Here is a 17,707-nt window from a genome sequence, read left to right as displayed (position 1 = left end):
CCTTCAGATCTACCAAAACCCAGCGACTCCACAACCCCACTACTTGCGGAAGATGGCTTCCAGTTCGTCGTCTGAAACGGCGCGGAGCTTCGGCGGCGTGGCACCACGTTTTCGCAGCTCCGCGGCGGCCTGGTCGGCGGTCATCTTCAAGACCCGCTGGACCTCTGCAGCGCTCTGCGCGTCGCTCGGTGGCATGGGCTTTTGCTCCACCGGGCGCGCCCCCTGTTGGGTCCACGCGGCGCGTTCCTGGCCGTCGCGCGCGTGCGGGTAGCTGACGCCCGGCCAGTCCAGCAAGAGTGGGTCCCGGCTTGTCTGCACAATGGCCCGGATGCCCCAACTCTCGGAGCCATAGGCGCTGCCATTGCGTGGGCCCAAGTCGTCAGTGAGCCGCCCCGGCGGAACAACGGCTTTCGACTCCTCGTGGACGGTCGCCTTGTCATCATGCGTGCGCCACGCCACGGTGCGCTTGCCCAGGTTCCGGGAGACTTTTTCCCGGGTCTCGCCGATTTGGAGATGGCAAATAATGTGTGTGCCGACCAACCCTGAAAAGGCTTGCGCGGTCTTGTCCCCATAGACCCTCTCGACCTGTGACCAATCCTGCACGGCCATGCAGGCCACCACGCCTTTTGAGCGTCCCAAGGCCAGCAACAGCTCGATGTTGAGCTTGCCGGCGGAGGTAAGCTCATCGAAGAAGAACCCCAGGAATCGCCCGGTTTCGTCATCTGGCAGCGAGGGGCCGATGATTTCCGGCACCGCGACGTTGATCATGGCGGAGATGTAGGCCTTGGTTAGCACCTCATCAGGACCTGATTGAACAATGACCTGCTTGCATCCCGTGTAGTCGTCCTTGATCCAGTCCAGCATGGAGAACATCTGCCCAGGCGTGCGCTCGGGCCATGCCAAGGCTAGGCGCTCGATAACCGCGGTGCCGTTGGCGAGCACGGCGATACAGCTGCTGGTGGTGTTCGAATCGGGATTGGAAATGAGAGCGGCGGCTCGGGGGTAGTAGAGCGACAGTGCTTTAGCCATCGGTTCAGCGGGACGGGCAACCAACGCGGCCAACTCTGCCCACCCCCAGTTCTTGCCCTTCGTGGCCTGGAGTTCGCGCACGCACCCTTCCAGCAAGGCTTGCGCCGCAGACGCCCAGAATGCGCCGCTGCCCTCCTCCGGGGGGATGATGCTTTGGGAGAACGCGGCGGCTTGGGCTTGCGTCGCTACGTCCCGGCCCACGTCCCAGATCCAGCTTCGCTTGTCGAAGGGGCAGACGATCACCGGGCGCTCGAAGATCGACGTAAAGTCTCCTTTGATGTCGTAGATGAAAGCCTTCTTGTCGAGCCGAACAACCTGTTCCAGCAGGTGCTTCAGGATGACTGACTTGCCCATTCCCACGGCTCCATAGATGAACATGTGACGGGCCAGCAGCTTCTTGCTGACCACCCAAGCCGGATGTAGTGACAACGCATGCCGCTCGCCCCTCTGCTCCTTCTTTGTAAGCGAACGACGCCGGGCTTCAGTCAGGGCCTCTTTCCCCTGCAACAGTTGAGCGCCGGACACATGCCAGGTATTTGAGCGCGGGATGAGCCCACGCCGCGTCGCCCAAATCGACGCCCACCCTGCCAAGCCCGCCGCAACGCCGACCCGTGCCAACGTGCCAAACGTTGCCTGCTCCTTGGCCACCTCCCAGAATGCGGCGGCAGGCTCTCGGAATGAGATCGTGCCGGTGGCAAGGTTCCCCAGCGCCGCCAGGCTGCCAGTCAGTGCCTGACCGAAGTTCATCAGTGAATGTGATGATGGGATTTGCCAGCCCAGCCAGAGAGCCGCGGGATAGGTCAGCGCCGCGACGCATGCCCCAGACAGCAGGGCCTGGGGCCAATAGCGGACGGCCCGGCTTGGCTCGATGCTCGACGGGACCGTCCAGCTCCAGCAGTCATAAACCGTGGACTTGCTCACGTGCCTTCTCCCGGTGAGCGTCGCCCGGCTTGCGCCCCTCACGATCCAACTGCCCAGGGTCCGCGCCTGCGGCCATGAGCTCCAGGCAGCACTGCGCGCGTTTGTGTTGGGCCGCCACATGCAGGGGAGTCTCCCCGCGGGGGTTCCCCAACGCTGGATCCGCGCCGGCCTCAATCAACCGACGAACGATGCCGGGGTGGCCGTGGCGCGCGGCGAGGTGTAGCGGCGTCTCGCCGTTGGCGTCGGGCACATTGGGCTCGGCCTGCATGCGCAAACAGGCCTCCACCCCATCCAGGTTGCCGGTCGTTGCGCTCTCGCAAAGCCACGTCTGCCAAGGGGCTCCGTATAGCCCCAAGTGCGGGGCATGCGCATGGGCTGCTGCCAGCACCTGGCTACCATGCATTGTGGTTAGCGCTTCTCCATAGGTCGCCTTGATGTGGTCAGCCGCCAAGCGGGCTTGGGCATCGGGGACCTCAAACCGCCGGAGCAGTTGGGCGATGTCCAGAGGCGGCTGAGACGGCACCGGCAGTTCAGGCAGGGCTCGGAGGGCCTGAAGCTGCTTCGCTGCGGAGCGGTTCGACTGAACCTGGCCGATGGATTCCCTCAGTTCTCTTAACAGCCCATCCCGCTGCTCGGCCGGGAGCAAGGCGTAGGCGGAGGCTAGGGGCTTGTGGCCCAGCACGCCGGCATGGATGGCTGCGTCGAGCGGGTGAGCGGACAGGTCCGGATCGACCTGAAGCAACGCGGTGTGGCCACCCTGCCCCAGCTCCAGGGAAATGCGGTTGGAGAAACGGCTGGGGGTCATCACCCAGTCAAAGCCCGCGTCGGTGTGGGTGTCCAACCCGCAAACCTGGGCCTCTCGGCAAAACCGCGTGGCCAGGTCCAACACTTCCCGCGCATCGGCGGCCGCGGCGGCCTCGTGATGCTTCCCGTAGAACTGGGCCAGCGTCAGGGGGTGGAGGATGGGATGAAGCAACGGCTCGTGGGGACGATTCAAGAAATCGCCCCCACCTGGGTTGCCTGCTGGGTTGTCGTGTTGGGGTTCCATCCCCTTTGCATACCGTCTTTTTCGGTTTTGGCAATCAGCAAGCGATCTTGAGGATGAAAGCCGCGCCGACCAAAACCCCGGTTTGTAGGAAAAGTGAGACGGTGTGCAGATCCATCTGCTCTAAATCCTCCCTCAACCAGGCCATCATGCCAGCAACCCTGCCACGTTGGCGGCCACGTAGCTCACCACCGAAAACGCACCCAACGTCAACAGCAGGTTCCCCACGTTGTCCACGGCGAACTCGTAAGCATCGGCAAAAATATACATAGGGGCCTCCCCCGGTTGTGTTTGAATGATTACAGTCAACCACATCTCACAAAACTGGCAACCCTAAAAATCTCGATTGATCGACACTTTTGATGTTTAGTCAAAACCTTTCTTCTCTTTTCCAACCCCCATCCCGCCTCTTGCTTTGAGCCGCGTTTGACGTTTGCTTTTATGGGTAGATCGATCCACTCACAAACAAGGGAACGTGCCCAACAAAAAGGGCCCCGAAGGGCCCTGGATGCGACACGGGGAATGGACCGTCATTGACGGTAGATGTTCTTCTGGACTTGGGCCTCGTGCTTATCCCAGTCGAAGTTTGCCTCATAGCGCTTCATGAAGTCCGCTTCCTTCTTCGCGCTGGCGGCGTAGTGCGCGTAGCCCAACTTACCAGGCCCCATGGTTTGCTGCCGCTGGGCCGCAGTCAGCATGGGGATGTTTTCCCCCAAGGATTGCCCCCCGTCCTTCTGCTGGCGCTTCTGTCGCCATTCGTCCACGGTGCTGAACACCACTTGGGCGTGCTTGTCTTTGGGCGCGTCTTCAGCGCGCTGCTGCACCTGTGCGTGCAACCGCTCTCGCGCGTCGGTGATCTCGTCGGGCTTGGCTTGCTTGGCCCAGTCCAACACGGCTTGTTGCTTCTCCTGGATATCGGCCTGGTCCTTCGCCAGCGACTGGTCGAAGACGGCTTTCTTCTGCGGTTGGTGGTCGTTTGGACGCTCTCCGGCCAGCTTGGCTCGCCGTTTATCGCGAGCGCCCAGCAGGTCGTTGAAGACGTCGAAGTGGGCATTGCTCATAAAGTCCTCCTTCAAGGAAATGGATGGTTAGGTCAGCATTGATCGATTTTGGAAAAGGGCAAGGGTTGCCTTGCCCTTTTGGGGCTCAGTCGTTGGGCATCATCTCGGCCAAGTCCGTGCGGCTCACGCCTGCTCGGCAGAGCGAGACAATCGCATTGCCACGTGCAGCGGTCAGGGCCGGGTATTCCTCTTCCAGGAAGAGCGGCAGGACCTCCCGCTTGCCCCCTGTGGGCATGTCGATGTCCCGTGCCAGCTCCTCTTGGCCCACCGTGTCTTCAGCCCCGACGCGCCATTTGCGCCCCGTCGCCGGATCCACGCGAAGCGCGCTCAAGCGGCCTGCGCCCTGCATCAGCATTTGCTCGTAGGCCGCTGCGTAGGGGTGGTTCGGATCGTTGAGAACGCTGTGGCGGAAGTTGGTCAAGCCACCCGAGAAATCGATGCCACGCGTCGGCTCCTTGAAGGTGGTCAACTGAGCCTTGCCCAGCCGCTTCATCAAGTAGTTGCGTGTGACAAACGAGTGGTTGAGCGCGACGACCGATTGCATGGTGTTGGCCAGCAAATCGGCTTCGTTCTCCGACCCGTAGGTGTTGATAAGGCTGTCGTGGCCCTGCACCGCGATCACCGGCATCAACCCCAGGCTTCGGGAGGTGCTGAAGAGCAGCACATCGTCCGAAGTCAGCAGCAAATGCGCCTCGTCCATCATCAGCAGCACGTCGGTTTGGCCCGGCAGCATTTCGCGCCACTTGTCCCCGTGCGCCCCACGTGCCCGAATGCCGTTCATGACACGCTGCTTGAGCAACCGCTGCATCATGTCGCCCGCTTCGCCGAACTGGGTGGGGGGCAGGAACAAGCCCACGAACTTCCCGTAAAGCGCCTGAGAGACGTCCACTTCCCCACGTTCGACGGAATGCCACGGGATGTCATCCGCCGTCCGGAGCTTTTCACCCCGAAGCAGTTTTTCGATGAGCCCCCGCGAGTTCAACGTGAAGGACTGGCGCTGCTCCTTATGCATTGCGGGAACGCCCAGCAATGCCCATTCCAGCGAGCTTTGCAGCTGGGACATGGGACGCAGCAAGTCGGGATGGACGGTCTCGGACCGGGTGGCCAAGCGGTTGTGGTAGTCCCGGGAGTAGGCGGCATAGGCCTCACGCTCTTCGTCCGTGCTAGACGTATCCGGGCGCTCCAACCCCAACCAGTTCACCAACTCCAGCACGCGAGCGCTGGCAATCTCCCCGCCACGCGGCGTCGGCACCACCTGCTCAACCATCGCCAACAGCTTGGCATGGTGGAATGGGGTGTAGAACCAGTTCCGGGAAGCCTCCGCCACAATCGCGTAAGTGCCCATTTGCTCTTCCACGCGAGCCAGCGCCGCTTCCAGGTCTTCCAACCCCAAGCCACGCTTCTCCAGCTCCTCCCGCTCCAGCAGCATCATCAACCGGGCGTGCTCCAACCCTTCCAGCTTGGCGATGCAGAAGTCTCGGTAGGCCTGCTCGTGCTCGCATGCGGCCTTCAGGACGATGCCGGTGTGGAAGAGGAAAGCGTCGCCGCCATCGCTCCAGAGCTTGGACTTCTCATCGACCTTGCCACCGGTCGCGCCGCGAAGGGCCTTGGTGATTTGATCCGGCTCCAGGCCCTCGTAGGGGGCCACCGACATGCCTGCGCGCACGACGATATCAAACGCGTCCTTGCCCAAATCGGAGATGATCGCGCCGTCCTTCGCGTCGAGGATGAGTGCTCCACCCCCGCTGCGCTTCGCATCAAGAACGGTCTCGCCCGCGGCGCTCCCCTTCAGTTCATTCCGCAGTCCTACGGCCAATGCGGACTCGCGATAGCGACGGGCCAACGGCCGCAGCACGCTGAAGGACTTGCCCGAACCGATACGCCCGTAGACGATCAGGCCTTGGGTCAGGTCGCGCCAGGACAGCATCATCACCGTGCCCTTGTCCGGCGCAAAGCCATGGCCGCGGTCGTTCAGGTGACCAGACGCTCGACCCACCTTCAAAAGCGGGGTCTTGTCGCGCAACGCTTCGGCAGCCTGCTGCTCGCGGGCCTTCACGTGGGACTTGGACAGGGCCCCCTGGGTCGCCAGGTTGTTGTCCAAGTTCTGCAGATAGAGGCGAGCGGCCGTTTGAACGAAGTTGCCTTCCGTGAACTGCAGGGCATACATGGCCGCGATCACAAACGCCACGGCCACGCCTATTCCGTCCGGGAGAAGGGAGCCAACCCCAACAAGGGCCAAGATCACCACCATCCACTTCATCATCTGAATGAAGCGCTCGGCGGTCCCCCCCAGCACGCCCCGGTGGGGATGCGAGGCCGCACTCAGGAAGGCCGCAAACAACAGCAGGCCAGGAATGGTCAAGATCAGAAGAACGATGCCCGCCATTTTGGCAAAGCCCGCAGCGACCGCCATCATCCCCGCTCCCGTGTTCATCGGGTCAACCGCTGCTTGCCCCATGCTGGCCGCGTCCACGTGGAGCGCGGACGACAACGCCGCCGAAGCGGTTGCAATCAGCACGGGCAGCACCATCAGGGCCAGGCCCTTGAAGGCTTCCTTCATCCCTTCCGCTTGCTTCAACGCAACAAAGTAAGGAATGGCAGCCAGCAGCACCACGTAACTAAAAACGCCAATGAGCGAGCCCAAGAAGTATTGAACCGCACCAATCAGCGGGAAGGCCAGATACATCAGCGAGGTTGCAGTGCTGTCGCCGCCCAGCGCCATGTCGTCCCCCAGCACGAAGCCTTCGGCACGACGTCCTTCCTTGGTGATGATCATGCGGGCCTGGGTGTTGCGCAGATCCTCCGGAACCTTCGGCCACCACGGATGGAACTGGTCCAGATCCAGTTCTTCGGGCACAACCAGTGCCATCTCTTTCTCGTCGAAAACCGCGCCCGCTTGGACCGCCATATCTACATCCTCTGGGGGAACGTCCAGCACGCGGCTCTTCACGCGGTCGCTCACGTCAAAGCGCCCGACCAAGTTTTCGTAGCGGTCATTGCCGTCCAGAATGATTTGCTCCAGCGTGCTCGACGCTTGATCGTCCTTCTTGAACAGCTTGCGGCCAATACCGACCGTCCAATCCATCAGCGATAGCAACATGCTCAGTGCCTCCCGTTGTTGTTGTTGTTGGTTTGAGATAGCGCCTGACACGCCACGATTTCCTGAGGCGTGATGGTGCCGCTCGTCCATTTCTTTTTGCACTCGTTCAACGACAACGAGGGCGCGAGTTGGATCGCCGCCGGCGAAGGGCGTGTTCCTTTCACTTTGTTGACGACCAATGCCCCAAAGCAAAGGGCCACGCACGCGGCCGAGGTGACAAGAAAGCCGGCTTTGGACACATGTTTTTCGCTGGCGTGCCGAACCTGGCTGGCGCGCAGGGCGTCCATCCTCCAGGCATCAAAGTCCCCATCGTTTGCCACCGGCATCTTCCGGTCCGCCCGCAGGTAGTAATACGAGGTCAGGACGTTCTCTCGGCAATCGGAGAGCCCAAATCTTTCTGGGTTACCAATGAAAAATCGCCCATGCAGGTTGAGCCACTTCGATCCGAAGTGGAGCTTTCCGGGCTTTCGATACTGCGTAAACAACCACCCAAACATTTTTCCTCCCATCTTTCATGGATACACATTCTTTCTAGCAAGGCTTTCGATAAGCGCAAGCACCTCACCTGATCTTTTCTGCCCACGCGTCGATATCGCTGTTGGCTTGGTCCTGCCAATCGTTTTTCGGCTCGGGTTTAGCAACAGGCTTGGGGGCCGGCTTGGGCTTTGCAGCTGGTTTCGAAACCGGCACCGGCTTTGACGCCGGGGCAGTTGCCGGGGTCTGGGCCTTAGGTGGCTCTGCCAGCACCGGGGCTTCCACAACCGGGGCAGCGACCGCGGCCTTCTCTTCCACCGGGGCAGTCACGGGCTTGGGCTCCTCGACCTGGGGCGGCGCGGATACAACCGGAGCAACTGGCACGGCGACGGGGGCCGGGGCAGTCACTGCTGCAGCCGGTTTGTCTTGGAGCGGAACGGTTTCGCTGGAGCGGTGAGTGGTCCACCACGCCAACGCCCCACCCAGCACAAGGACGGCCACGCCCGACCCAGCCAGAAGTTGCCAGCCCTTCTTGTTGCTGGCCTTCGCCGACGCCTCACCGGCCGGATTGGCCTTGAGGGCTTCCGGTTTCACCGGGGCCCGGGTCGACGTCGCCTTGGGGGCCGGTGCCGGGGCTTGAGCTGACTTGCTCGGTTCGGGGTTCGGAACAGACGGGGCCACCAGCTCGGCCGGCACTGGAGCGGCAGGCGTTGCGTCCACGGCTTCACTGACGGCAGGCGCAGGAGCGCTGACCGGCTCTTTGATGACAGGCGCGGGGCCTGCTTCTGGTTCTGGTGTCGGCTCGGGAACCACCTCCTCAACAACCGGCTCGGGCGCTTCGGGAGCGGAATCGGTTTGAACGGGCTCGGGCTCAACCACCCGCGGCTCGGGCTGGGCAGTCGCTTCTTGCTCGGCCAACGCCTGGGCGCGCTCGACTTCCAGGCGCGCGTTCTCTGCGGCTTCGGCTTCCTTGCGCGCCTTGGCCTCTTCCGCACGCCGGGCCAACGCTTCTTGCGCCTCTCGCCCCTTCTCAGCGGCGACCGAGGCCGCTTGCTTGGTTTTGTCTGCCAAGGCTTTGCCAAAACTTGCAGCTAGCCGGCCTGCGGTTTTCAAGTTTTCTTTTGTCGCATCGCTGACGAGCTTCTCCGCGTCCGTGGTCGCGGTGGTCTTGGCTTGTGCTGCTTTGGCGAGCAGCTCGCGCTGCTTGCGTTGTTTGATGAGTTCTTCGGGTGTCATGGTTCCTCCCAGGCGCTTGAAAAAGATTTGAGCCAGGGGGCTCTCGCCCCCCAGCTCTCGGTTGGCTTAGCGAACGTCGGGGATCGGCGAAACCGTGATGGCGTAATCGCCCCGGCCGCACTGGTCATCGACCGTGGCGTTCTGAAGCGCGCCGCGCTTTGCCAGCTCAACGACCGGCACCTGGCACACGGCGGCATCGGCACCACTGAAGCCAACCGTCAGCTTTTCTTTGCTCGCCTTGAGCAACGCGGCCAGCTTGTCCAGCGTGGCAGCGGTCTTGGCACTCACCTGCTGCATGTCAGCGGCCGGGTAACGGATGACCAGCTTGTCCAGGGCCTCAACCGGGCCATCGTTGTCGTTGGCCTGGACGATCTTGGTATGCACCTGGGCGTCCAGCCCCGCAGCGCGGGCGGCGTCTGCCACTTCCTGGGCTTCCTGGACCTGCGCGCGATACGACGCAAAACCGCCAACGACCGCGCCTGCAGCGCACGCCGTCAGGGCCTTGTCTTTCTTGCCGGTCAGCAGAGCGATGCCTGCACCGGCAGCGCAGCCAATCCCGCCCGCCTTGAACAGGCGCAGCTTGTCGGTCTTCTTCTGGGGTTCGGGCTGGGGGGTGTCCTGGGCAAACGAAAGCCCCGGAGCCAGCAACGCGGCGATGGTGAGAGTGAGGATGAAACGCTTCATGGGTATGCCTCCTTATGAGGTAGTTGGGAAAGGGGTTAGTAGGGCTTGGGAGGCAGGAACGCCGGATTGGCTACCGGCCCACGGCTTGCTGCTTTGGTGGCCGGTTGCTTGGAGAGGGTTTCGGCGTCGGGTTCTTGCTGCGCCAGGAACTGGGAAAACGCTTGAAGGGTTTTCACCACCAGGTCCTCGTTGGCCTGAAGCGCCGCGCTCTGCTCCGCTCGCAAGTCCGCCAGCGCGCTTTCTAGGGCAAGGGCATTCCGCGTTTCGGATTCGCGGACCGTGGCTCGGATGTCGCCCAACGCATCGGACGCCTCCAGCCCCTGAACCACGCCCCGGTTCTTTTCCAAGACCGCCAGGCGCAAATACTTGTTCAAGGAAACGCCTTGCTCTTTCGCGCAATACCGCGCGCTCTCCAACTCATCGGGAGCGATGCTGAAAGATTTGGTTAGAAGCGACGGACGACCCACTTAACCCCCTGCAATGAAAATCCATACCCAATGGATTAGCAGGAGTTTTTTGAAGCGCAAGGGGGCTAAGCCGGTATTCCTTTGTTTTTCTGCGCTTCCCGCACTTTTTCAGCCGAACGGTTGGCCAAGTTGTTAGCCAAGACTGAAAACAAGGCGCAGCAAGGCTTGGGCGGGTGGAAACGCGCAGCGTTTCTAGCCAAGCCGGAACCCATCGGAGGTGCGACTTGTGTATGGCCTACTCACTTCACCCTTCGGACAACCCTGAACGGTGAATGGGCAGCCAACATCTTCCCCCGCAGTCCCTCCCCAGTTTTCGCTCCCCTGCTCTTGCCCTTCCGCTTTTCCCCGGTAGAAGTTAAGGAAAGCCCCAATCCTCAACCCAACCGGAGACCCCTATGCCCCTCGCCCCCGCCACGCCCCGCCGCTCAAAAAAGTTTTCGCCAACCCCCGTAGCCTGCCTCCCCACCCATCCAGCTCCCCACCTCTCCACCGACGCCGCACCCCCTGTCTCAGAAATCGGGGACCGCCGTTTCCCCCACGCCCCAGCCCTGTCCCAGTTCGTTTTAGTCAAGCGGAGGCCAGCATGGGATCGCGTGAGTGGTTGGGTTCAGTCACGCTGCTCGGGTGTTCTGAAAGCCCTGCCTCCATCTGTTTTAGTCAACTTTGCTCGGGGGTTCTGGAGGACGACTGCAGGGGCTATTGGTTTTGGTTCGGGTGCCTGGAAAGCGTTGACCCCATCCGTTTTAGTCAAGCGAGTGGCCTCGGTTGAAGTTCACTGCCCCCCGGTATTCGATCAGCGGTTGGGGGGCCAGTGCTGGTCTGGAAATGTTTCGGGCAAGCGGGCTCTGGGTTTTGGATCGGCGGTCGCTGGGGAGGTTCGACAGGCTCGGCAAAGCGTTTTAGTCAAATCTTTTTCAAACTCCTGCAACGCCCCACTGCCCCTGTTCTGCGATCCGGTTGCTGGGCCTGCGTTGAACGGCTGGGGGGTGTTCCGTGTTTGAGCTGACCCCCTTCTTGGATGCCATTGCTCAAGCCGATGCCCCGCTGGAAGGCAAGGCCAACGGGTGGCAACGCAAGGCTGTTTTGGCCGAGTTCGGCAACGCCTGCGCCTTCTGCTCCGCTCCGCTCGACCTGGCCTCTCCCAAGTCTTGGACGGCTACGCCACTGGTGCCCGCGCAACTGGGCGGCCCCGTCAGTGTCGTGGAGAACTGGGTGCCTGCCTGCCGTCCCTGCGTTGCTGCCAAGGGCCTGCGAGATATCGTGTGCTGGAAAGAGTGGCAAGCGTCGGCGACCCCTGACCGCGTGGCGCTGCTGCTGGAACGTCGGCGCTCTGCGTTGCTGTATGCAGAGAACCACTTCACCCCGTTGAGCCGCCACTCGAAGCGTGAGCGGCTGCTGGCAAACCTGTCCGCCCGTTTCGACAAGCCCCGCTTCCGCGTCTACGCCTGGTCGGGTGAGGTGGATGGGGAGCGCGTTGGCCTGGTGGGCTGGAGCACGCGGTCAGGCGATGCCTTGGCACTGAGCGAGGCCCTGCTGGCGTTACGAATGAGGGACGGGGGCGAGGTGGTGGCAGAGGGCCAGGTGACCCTTCTACGGCTTCCGGTGGACGCGTTCCTGCGGGCCGTGTGGGCGCTCATCGAGGCCCATGGGATCGTCGTGCCGTTGGATGTGCCAAGCGATGGGCCGCTCAATGCAGATGACTGGCGGGAATGCTGGCGACACCGAGTCATGGACCCGGTCAGCAACCACAAGCGGGTTCCGATGACCAGCAGCCAGGCGCTGCCTCATGCTCCCCGCGTGCTGTCCACCAACCCGGATTCCGTTCGCCGGCTGGCCCAGCTGCGGGCCGCCCGCCGTGCTGACCGGGTGGAGGAGGCGGAGCTGCTGTATCGCGAGGCGATGGCCCGAAAGAGCAAATACCTGGAGCGTGTCAGACGCGGCTTGGAGGCCCCGATGCCGCTGGACGAATACCGGGCGTGGAGCGATGAGGTGAGGCAGCTGGGCGTGGACTGGGTGAAGCTAAAGAACTAAAGCCGCTCTCTCGCTATCATTGCCTCAGAAGCGGCACGGTGGGCATCGATTGAGTGCCCCGACAAAGGAATCGTCAAGGGACTACGAAATGGCAATCAGTCAGCAAGTGATTCATGGCTTGAACATCACGAAGCTCAAGGGAATCTTGGCTTTGGATGAGATTCGATTCGACGAGAAACCGCTCACTGCAATCCTCGGGCCGAATGGTTGCGGCAAGTCAACGGTATTGCACGCGCTCGCTTGCTGTTATAGGCCACCCGAAGGATCGGACGGCAAGAGCTGGCAGTTTCGGGAGTTCTTCACTCCCACATCCGATTCAACGTGGGCAGGCAGCTCGCTGATCATGCATCATTCATTTAGAGACGGCTTGACTGAGCATAAAGACATCAGCACCGAATACAGAAAGAAGGCGGACAGGTGGTCCCCTCGCTATTCGAGGCGCCCGGAGCGCGACGTTTACTTCATCGGAATAAAGTCCTGCGTTCCTCGCATTGAGGAAGAGACCTATAACTCAGCCATCAACTATCAAACAGAGGTGCACGCTGACGCCACGCTCATAAAAGCAAAAATGGGTGTAGTGTTCAACCGTGCCTATACCGAGCTCAATGTTCACAAGGCGCATGCCGGACGAAAATACAATGGCCTTGCACTCGATGGCAACAGGTATTCTGCGCTTGCCATGGGAGCGGGCGAGCAGAGAGTTCTGGAAATCCTATCCGTCGTCTTCAAAGCGCCGAAGTATTCACTCATCCTGATTGATGAGGTTGACCTCCTACTACACACCGCCGCGTTGACTCGCTTGATGCAGCTCCTACATGATCGAGCTAAAGAAAAATCGCTCCAGATAATCTTCACAACCCACAGAGAGGCGATTCTTGACCTCACGAAGATTGCCAGCATCAAACACCTACACACGGTCAAAAATCAGAACAAGACGTATTGCTTCTCAAATACGAAGCCTGAGGCACTCCACCGACTGACCGGGGAACGGGATCGGCCGCTTGAGGTTTTTGTCGAAGACGAAATGACCTTGACAATCGTGGAACACGAGCTTTTTTCGCTGGGAATGAAGCGCTATGCAAACATAACATCCTATGGCGCGGCGACAAACTGCTTCACCCTCGCTGCTGGATTGATGCTGTCCGGAGCACACAGCGTCGAATCTCAGCTGTTCTTGCTGGACGGTGATGTTTATGCAAGCGAACACCAGCGACGGGAACGTGTCAACGCGGTTCTAACTGGAACCGAAACCAGCGCGTCGGAGCGCCGTGAGCGTTGCCTCGAAGGCATCAGAAAACTTATCCCGGCGAATGATGCAGCTGCGGCGCCGGAGACGCAGCTGCATTGGATGATCCGTAGTCTGCCACCACAAGATGACATTGAAGGAACTGAGATCATTGAACTCGCACAAGGTATAGAAGCAGTCGATGATACGCACTCCTTCATCGAGCTGATTATTAGCACACTTAACATCAACAGGGCTGCCGGCCTATCGCGCATAGTTGATGTCGCTTCAAGGTCGCCGCATTGGCAACTCTATGTGTCGGAACTACGGGAATGGCTGGAGCTTAGGCAAGCCAGTGTTATCGAATCAGATACCAAGCCCTTGCCAGCAGTAATACCCTCCCCCTCTGCGGAGTAAGCAAAAACGGCTGCGATGGCCTTGCAGCATTCTTCACCAGCTCTGCTCCAAACACCGATCTACAAGTTGCCGCATCGCCTCGCCCAGCGAGATCCCCGCCGTTCGGGCATCCCGCACCAGGCCCTGGGCCACCTCTTCAGACACCTTCGGGTCCGGCAAAATCGCGCCGTAACGCTTCCCATCCGGCCCATGCTTGGCACGGACTCGGGGCCCGAACGGCTGCCGGATGTCGGCATGGGTGGCCACCAGGGCAGCCAATGCACTGCTGGCCGTGAGCCCCTGCTGGCGAGCGAGAGCCCGGAATGCGGCCGCCTTGGCCGGGGCAATGCGAACCGTGGGCAGCCGGCGCGGGGCCGGCTGCTTGGGTCGGATGGCGTAGGGGTTACGAACCACGAGCGATCTCCTGCAAAACGCTATTGCTCCTCTTTTTTAAATCTTCTTTGTGGAGCTTGAGAAGCTCTCGCATATCTAGGACATGCGCATCGCTTTCAATCAGAACGTTGGATGCATCGACGTAGATCAGCTCTTTCTTCGGTCCAGACAACCGGCGCGGGGCCGGTTGCTTGGATTGGATGGCATAGAGCTTAGGCATCTTCATCCTCGCCCTCCTGTCCGTAGGCCCAAACAAAACGCGTTTCATCCACGATGCGCATGTTGCGCCAGCCCAGTTTCTGCTCCAGATCTTCCATGCCGGCTTCGGCTTCGGCGAGTGTCGAGTATTCCGCGTTGTCGATGGGCTCCCAGTTGCTGCTCCAGCTGTTGGTGGAGTAGTCAGCTTCGATGGTGAAAGTGTTTTTTTGCATGGCGGTTACCTTTTTGGCTTTTTCGGTCAGCGGTATTGCTTTCCTATAAATCCAGGTTACGACAGGCCCTGAAAATGTAAACTCAAAAACAACACATTTATTTGACTAAAGTGTAGAACTGACGGGCAACCGCAGAAAACACAAAAACCCTGAAACGCCTCACGTTTCCAGCCAAGCACCGGGCCCGGCGGAAGCCGAGGCCCCACCCGCCTTTCCCCAACACGCTTTTGCTCTAGCCGCTTTTGCCGTCGCTCTTTCCACCCGCCGCCAGCCATAAAAAAGGCGGCCGATGGCCGCCTGTCTTTCACTACCACCCCAGGGATGGCGTAGGACCTGCTCATAGCTCTGCCATGATTTCCTTGTGATCCAACGCCTCGGAAACCTCGGCCAGGGTGGCATACCCGCAAAGACTGTCTTGGTATTTCCCGTCCGAAAGCTCCCACCGCAGCATGGCTTCGCAGTTGTTGGCGGCTTCCATTTTGACGTGGAGCCCAGCTTCTGAGAGTCGCAGCCCCAAACGGGCGGCGCGGTTTTCGAGGGTTTGGCGGCGAGGGGTTTTCATGATGAATCCTTGTTTGGTTTTCAGGTCAGCGGTATTGCCTCCCTACAAATCCAGGCTACGACAGAGCGTAAAAATGTAAACCCGAAAACAACACATTTATTTGACTAAAGTGCAGAAGTGACGGGCAACCGCAAAAGACACGAAAACCCTGAAACGCCTCACACTTCCAGCCAAGCACCGGGCTCGGCGGAAGCCGAGGCCCCACCCGCCTTTTCCCCATGCCGCTTTTGCTTTGAGCCGCTTTTGCCGTTGCTCTTTCCACCCGCCGCCAGCCATAAAAAAGGCGGCCCATGGCCGCCTGTCGTTCACTACCAACCCAGGGCTACCGTTGTTTCCTCGCCCGCCCCACAATCGCCTTCCGGACCTGTTTCCGCACCGGATCCAGGTCGTCGGTCGCCGTCGCCACCACCAAGCGCCGCTTGCTCCTTTTTAGTTCCTGGCAGGCCCAGGACGCCAAGGCGATGATCGCAGTGGTGATCACCGGGCTCTCTTCTCCCGTCAAATCCTGGAGCTGATCGCGGAGCTTGGGCGGCACGGTCACCATCGTTCTCTCGGTCCTGACGCCCTGGGCGTCTCGATAGTCAAACATCTGGCTACCACGCCCCACTTCGAGATACACCTTCTTCCCCGACCGGATAAAGGGCTGCTCTTCGCTGTAGTCGAAATAGGTCTTGCGCCCAGGCGCGTCCCCTGCAGCCACCATCAGCTCTGCCAGCTGCTCCTCGGAAAACTGGTCCAGATCAATGAGCGGCGCATACGTGCGTTGCGGCTTGGCGTGGACCACTTTCGCGGCTTTGGACAGGTCTTTGCGGGCTTTGGCAACGGCGTTCTTGGCGGGGGTCTTCTTGGCAGCCATGAGGTCCGGCAGGGGCAGCATTGGGAGCTCCATCATGCCTGCCACCGGCCCGGGTTGGCCAATCTTTTTTGGATAGCCTGACCTACCCGCAAAATGTCTTCTCGGGCCTTGTCCACCCCAGCTCCTCGCATGGAGAACACGGTTTCCCCCAGTTCGTAATAGCTGGCCAGTGCTGCGCGTTCGGGAATGACGATGGCGCCTGCCAGGCTGGGATCTTCCAGCCGGCGGCGGTGCTCCGCCCGCTTGAGGTTGACTCGGTTGGCGACCGGCAGGAAGGGCTTGCCCTGTCGTCGCAGGGTTTCAATCGTCCGCAAATAGACCACAAACGATCCACCATCGAGCAACGTGGGAACTAGATAGAGGTCCGCGTCCGGCAGCTGGTCTTTCACTGGGGCGCTGGGCGGCAGGTCTTGAATCTCCAGGTCGAAGCCTGAGGATGAGGCACGGCTCACGGTAAACGGGGTCTCCCCGTCGCTCATCGCAGACCAAGCGACCGAACCACATTGAGGGTCACGGTCGTTGACGAGCACACGGGATTGGCCGGCAAACGCGGCGGCGAGGTTGAGCGAAAGCGTGGTGCGCCCCACGCCCCCCTTGAAGCAGCAGACAACGAGACGCATCAGATGGGATCCTTTTATGGGTAGGTCGTGCAACACACTACGATGCAAACCTAATCCCGCAAGAGCCATGCAGCTAGGGGGTTTCAGCGGTGCAGACGTCTTAGGTTCAGCTCCCCGGGGCCCGGCGGGAGCCGTGGCCCACCCTACCGTGGTTTCCACCCCGCTTTTCGGCGGCGAGCAGCCGCCGCCCTGGGCGTCAGGCCATGGCTTTGTGGTTGCGACGGAGGTGGGCGTAGGCGGGATGAGGGCGATGAAGCGCGGTATTGGACCATTTGCCTGCCCGTTGGCGTCCAAACCATGCCTGCATCGCCGGGCAAAGAACGCCCCCGCAGACCTCCGCCAGCGTTCGGCCTTGGTCCACCCGTCGCCGCTCCAGCTTCCCGTTGTGCCCCCGTCGCACCACGAACCGCTCCCCGATCTGAACCAGCGGATTGGCCCCGGCGTCCATAAGCACCTCAATCATCGCCGCATAACGCGTCGCCAGGACCGGGTCCGACTGGATGGCCTTGGAATACATGAGGGAGGCGACGGCCAACGCGGTGATACCAGGATCGCCGGCCACGCCAGCGTCCAGGTCGGGCGTCCCCTTGAGTGTGTGGAGCCACCCATAGAAGGCCAGCGGGTCGTTGGTTTGGATGGCCCTGATGAGGCTTTCAGTCCCGGCACTCATTGCCCACCTCCCAGAACCCCGATGAGCACCAGGGCCACCAACGCGTAGAACGGCACCAGCACGATGCTCCACCACTGCCGGGATGCTTCCTGGGCCTTGCTGCCCAGTCGAACAGGAGCTGACACGCGATAGAGGCGCACCAGGGCGCGCCCGGCGGAGATGGGGTTGGCGACCAGGTCCCGGTAGAACACCGCGGTGCCCAGGAGACCGACAAACAGCAGGGCCATGTTCAAGAGGCTCATGCGAAGCGCTCCTCTTCCTTCTTCCAACGCCGCTCATGGCGGGCGCGGGTGGCCAAGCGCTGGATCCTGCGGTGCTTGTCGGCCAGCTGATTGAAGCCATTGGTGCCGTCCAGGAACCGCGCGGCCGTGTGGAGTTGGAAATGCGCCAGGTCAGTGCTGGCAGGCTCGACGGGATGAATCTTCATGTCTTCACTCTCTTTTTGTGGGTAGGTCGGTTTACCCATTAAACCGCTCCTACACCACGATCCAACCACATCGCCAACC

General features: G+C 61.0%; 20 protein-coding genes. 2 read left to right on the top strand and 18 right to left on the bottom strand.

Features of this window, described 5'->3' with window-relative positions:
• Positions 1–39: 39 nt before the first annotated feature.
• The 9 genes from CKW06_RS06835 to CKW06_RS06800 all read right to left on the bottom strand — a co-directional run bounded on the left by CKW06_RS06835 (position 40) and on the right by CKW06_RS06800 (position 9,924).
• Positions 40–1,950 carry a type IV secretion system DNA-binding domain-containing protein gene (locus tag CKW06_RS06835; protein WP_024957454.1) on the bottom strand — a complete coding sequence of 637 codons (1,911 nt, stop codon included), beginning with the start codon at positions 1,948–1,950 and terminating at the stop codon, positions 40–42.
• Positions 1,928–2,947, bottom strand: a complete 1,020-nt coding sequence (locus CKW06_RS06830; RefSeq protein WP_136191680.1) for an ankyrin repeat domain-containing protein — start codon at positions 2,945–2,947, stop codon at positions 1,928–1,930. Before CKW06_RS06830 ends, CKW06_RS06835 begins: the two co-directional genes overlap by 23 nt.
• Before the next feature lie 195 nt (positions 2,948–3,142).
• Complete coding sequence (locus tag CKW06_RS24075) at positions 3,143–3,265, bottom strand: hypothetical protein (RefSeq protein WP_255211731.1); 123 nt, start codon at positions 3,263–3,265, stop codon at positions 3,143–3,145.
• 260 nt (positions 3,266–3,525) lie between these two features.
• The gene (locus tag CKW06_RS06825; protein WP_024957452.1) at positions 3,526–4,056 is read right to left on the bottom strand and encodes a hypothetical protein; all 531 of its coding nucleotides are present in this window, start codon (positions 4,054–4,056) and stop codon (positions 3,526–3,528) included.
• 85 nt (positions 4,057–4,141) lie between these two features.
• Complete coding sequence (locus CKW06_RS06820) at positions 4,142–7,156, bottom strand: TraM recognition domain-containing protein (RefSeq protein WP_024957451.1); 3,015 nt, start codon at positions 7,154–7,156, stop codon at positions 4,142–4,144.
• Positions 7,157–7,158: 2 nt separating this feature from the next.
• Entirely contained in the window at positions 7,159–7,653 is a 495-nt protein-coding gene (locus tag CKW06_RS06815; RefSeq protein WP_024957450.1) for a hypothetical protein, read from the bottom strand.
• Between the two features lie 64 nt (positions 7,654–7,717).
• Positions 7,718–8,866 carry a hypothetical protein gene (locus CKW06_RS06810; RefSeq protein WP_024957449.1) on the bottom strand — a complete coding sequence of 383 codons (1,149 nt, stop codon included), beginning with the start codon at positions 8,864–8,866 and terminating at the stop codon, positions 7,718–7,720.
• A gap of 66 nt (positions 8,867–8,932) precedes the next feature.
• Positions 8,933–9,550, bottom strand: coding sequence for a hypothetical protein (locus CKW06_RS06805; protein WP_024957448.1), 618 nt, complete (start codon positions 9,548–9,550; stop codon positions 8,933–8,935).
• A 35-nt stretch (positions 9,551–9,585) separates the two neighbouring features.
• Complete coding sequence (locus tag CKW06_RS06800; RefSeq protein ID WP_136191681.1) at positions 9,586–9,924, bottom strand: hypothetical protein; 339 nt, start codon at positions 9,922–9,924, stop codon at positions 9,586–9,588.
• Between the two features lie 1,086 nt (positions 9,925–11,010).
• On the opposite strand from CKW06_RS06800, the gene CKW06_RS06795 reads away from it, so the two are divergent.
• Positions 11,011–12,048: a hypothetical protein gene (locus CKW06_RS06795; RefSeq protein ID WP_024957694.1), complete on the top strand. Its 1,038-nt coding sequence runs from the start codon at positions 11,011–11,013 to the stop codon at positions 12,046–12,048.
• 88 nt (positions 12,049–12,136) lie between these two features.
• Positions 12,137–13,690 (top strand): ATP-dependent nuclease, encoded by a 1,554-nt coding sequence (locus CKW06_RS06790; protein WP_024957695.1) that lies wholly within the window; start codon positions 12,137–12,139, stop codon positions 13,688–13,690.
• A gap of 33 nt (positions 13,691–13,723) precedes the next feature.
• Here CKW06_RS06790 and CKW06_RS06785 read toward each other — a convergent pair whose 3' ends face one another.
• From CKW06_RS06785 to CKW06_RS06745, 9 genes are all read right to left on the bottom strand, one after another.
• Positions 13,724–14,083, bottom strand: coding sequence for a hypothetical protein (locus tag CKW06_RS06785; protein WP_024957696.1), 360 nt, complete (start codon positions 14,081–14,083; stop codon positions 13,724–13,726).
• Positions 14,073–14,288, bottom strand: coding sequence for a hypothetical protein (locus CKW06_RS06780; protein WP_024957697.1), 216 nt, complete (start codon positions 14,286–14,288; stop codon positions 14,073–14,075). The genes CKW06_RS06785 and CKW06_RS06780 overlap by 11 nt, the downstream gene beginning before the upstream one ends.
• Positions 14,275–14,493, bottom strand: a complete 219-nt coding sequence (locus tag CKW06_RS06775; protein WP_024957698.1) for a hypothetical protein — start codon at positions 14,491–14,493, stop codon at positions 14,275–14,277. The genes CKW06_RS06780 and CKW06_RS06775 overlap by 14 nt, the downstream gene beginning before the upstream one ends.
• Before the next feature lie 337 nt (positions 14,494–14,830).
• The gene (locus CKW06_RS06770) at positions 14,831–15,055 is read right to left on the bottom strand and encodes a hypothetical protein (protein WP_024957699.1); all 225 of its coding nucleotides are present in this window, start codon (positions 15,053–15,055) and stop codon (positions 14,831–14,833) included.
• 322 nt (positions 15,056–15,377) lie between these two features.
• Positions 15,378–15,932, bottom strand: a complete 555-nt coding sequence (locus tag CKW06_RS06765; RefSeq protein ID WP_024957700.1) for a hypothetical protein — start codon at positions 15,930–15,932, stop codon at positions 15,378–15,380.
• A gap of 11 nt (positions 15,933–15,943) precedes the next feature.
• Positions 15,944–16,531: a ParA family protein gene (locus CKW06_RS06760; protein WP_024957701.1), complete on the bottom strand. Its 588-nt coding sequence runs from the start codon at positions 16,529–16,531 to the stop codon at positions 15,944–15,946.
• 196 nt (positions 16,532–16,727) lie between these two features.
• On the bottom strand, positions 16,728–17,201 hold the full coding sequence (locus tag CKW06_RS06755) for a hypothetical protein (RefSeq protein ID WP_024957702.1): 474 nt from the start codon (positions 17,199–17,201) through the stop codon (positions 16,728–16,730).
• Positions 17,198–17,443 (bottom strand): hypothetical protein, encoded by a 246-nt coding sequence (locus CKW06_RS06750; RefSeq protein WP_024957703.1) that lies wholly within the window; start codon positions 17,441–17,443, stop codon positions 17,198–17,200. The genes CKW06_RS06755 and CKW06_RS06750 overlap by 4 nt, the downstream gene beginning before the upstream one ends.
• Positions 17,440–17,667 carry a hypothetical protein gene (locus CKW06_RS06745; protein WP_143568540.1) on the bottom strand — a complete coding sequence of 76 codons (228 nt, stop codon included), beginning with the start codon at positions 17,665–17,667 and terminating at the stop codon, positions 17,440–17,442. Before CKW06_RS06745 ends, CKW06_RS06750 begins: the two co-directional genes overlap by 4 nt.
• Positions 17,668–17,707: the final 40 nt, after the last annotated feature.

It is taken from the genome of Stenotrophomonas maltophilia, from assembly GCF_900186865.1.
Taxonomy (GTDB): Bacteria; Pseudomonadota; Gammaproteobacteria; order Xanthomonadales; family Xanthomonadaceae; genus Stenotrophomonas; species Stenotrophomonas maltophilia.
This window is presented reverse-complemented; position numbering and strand designations above follow the sequence as displayed.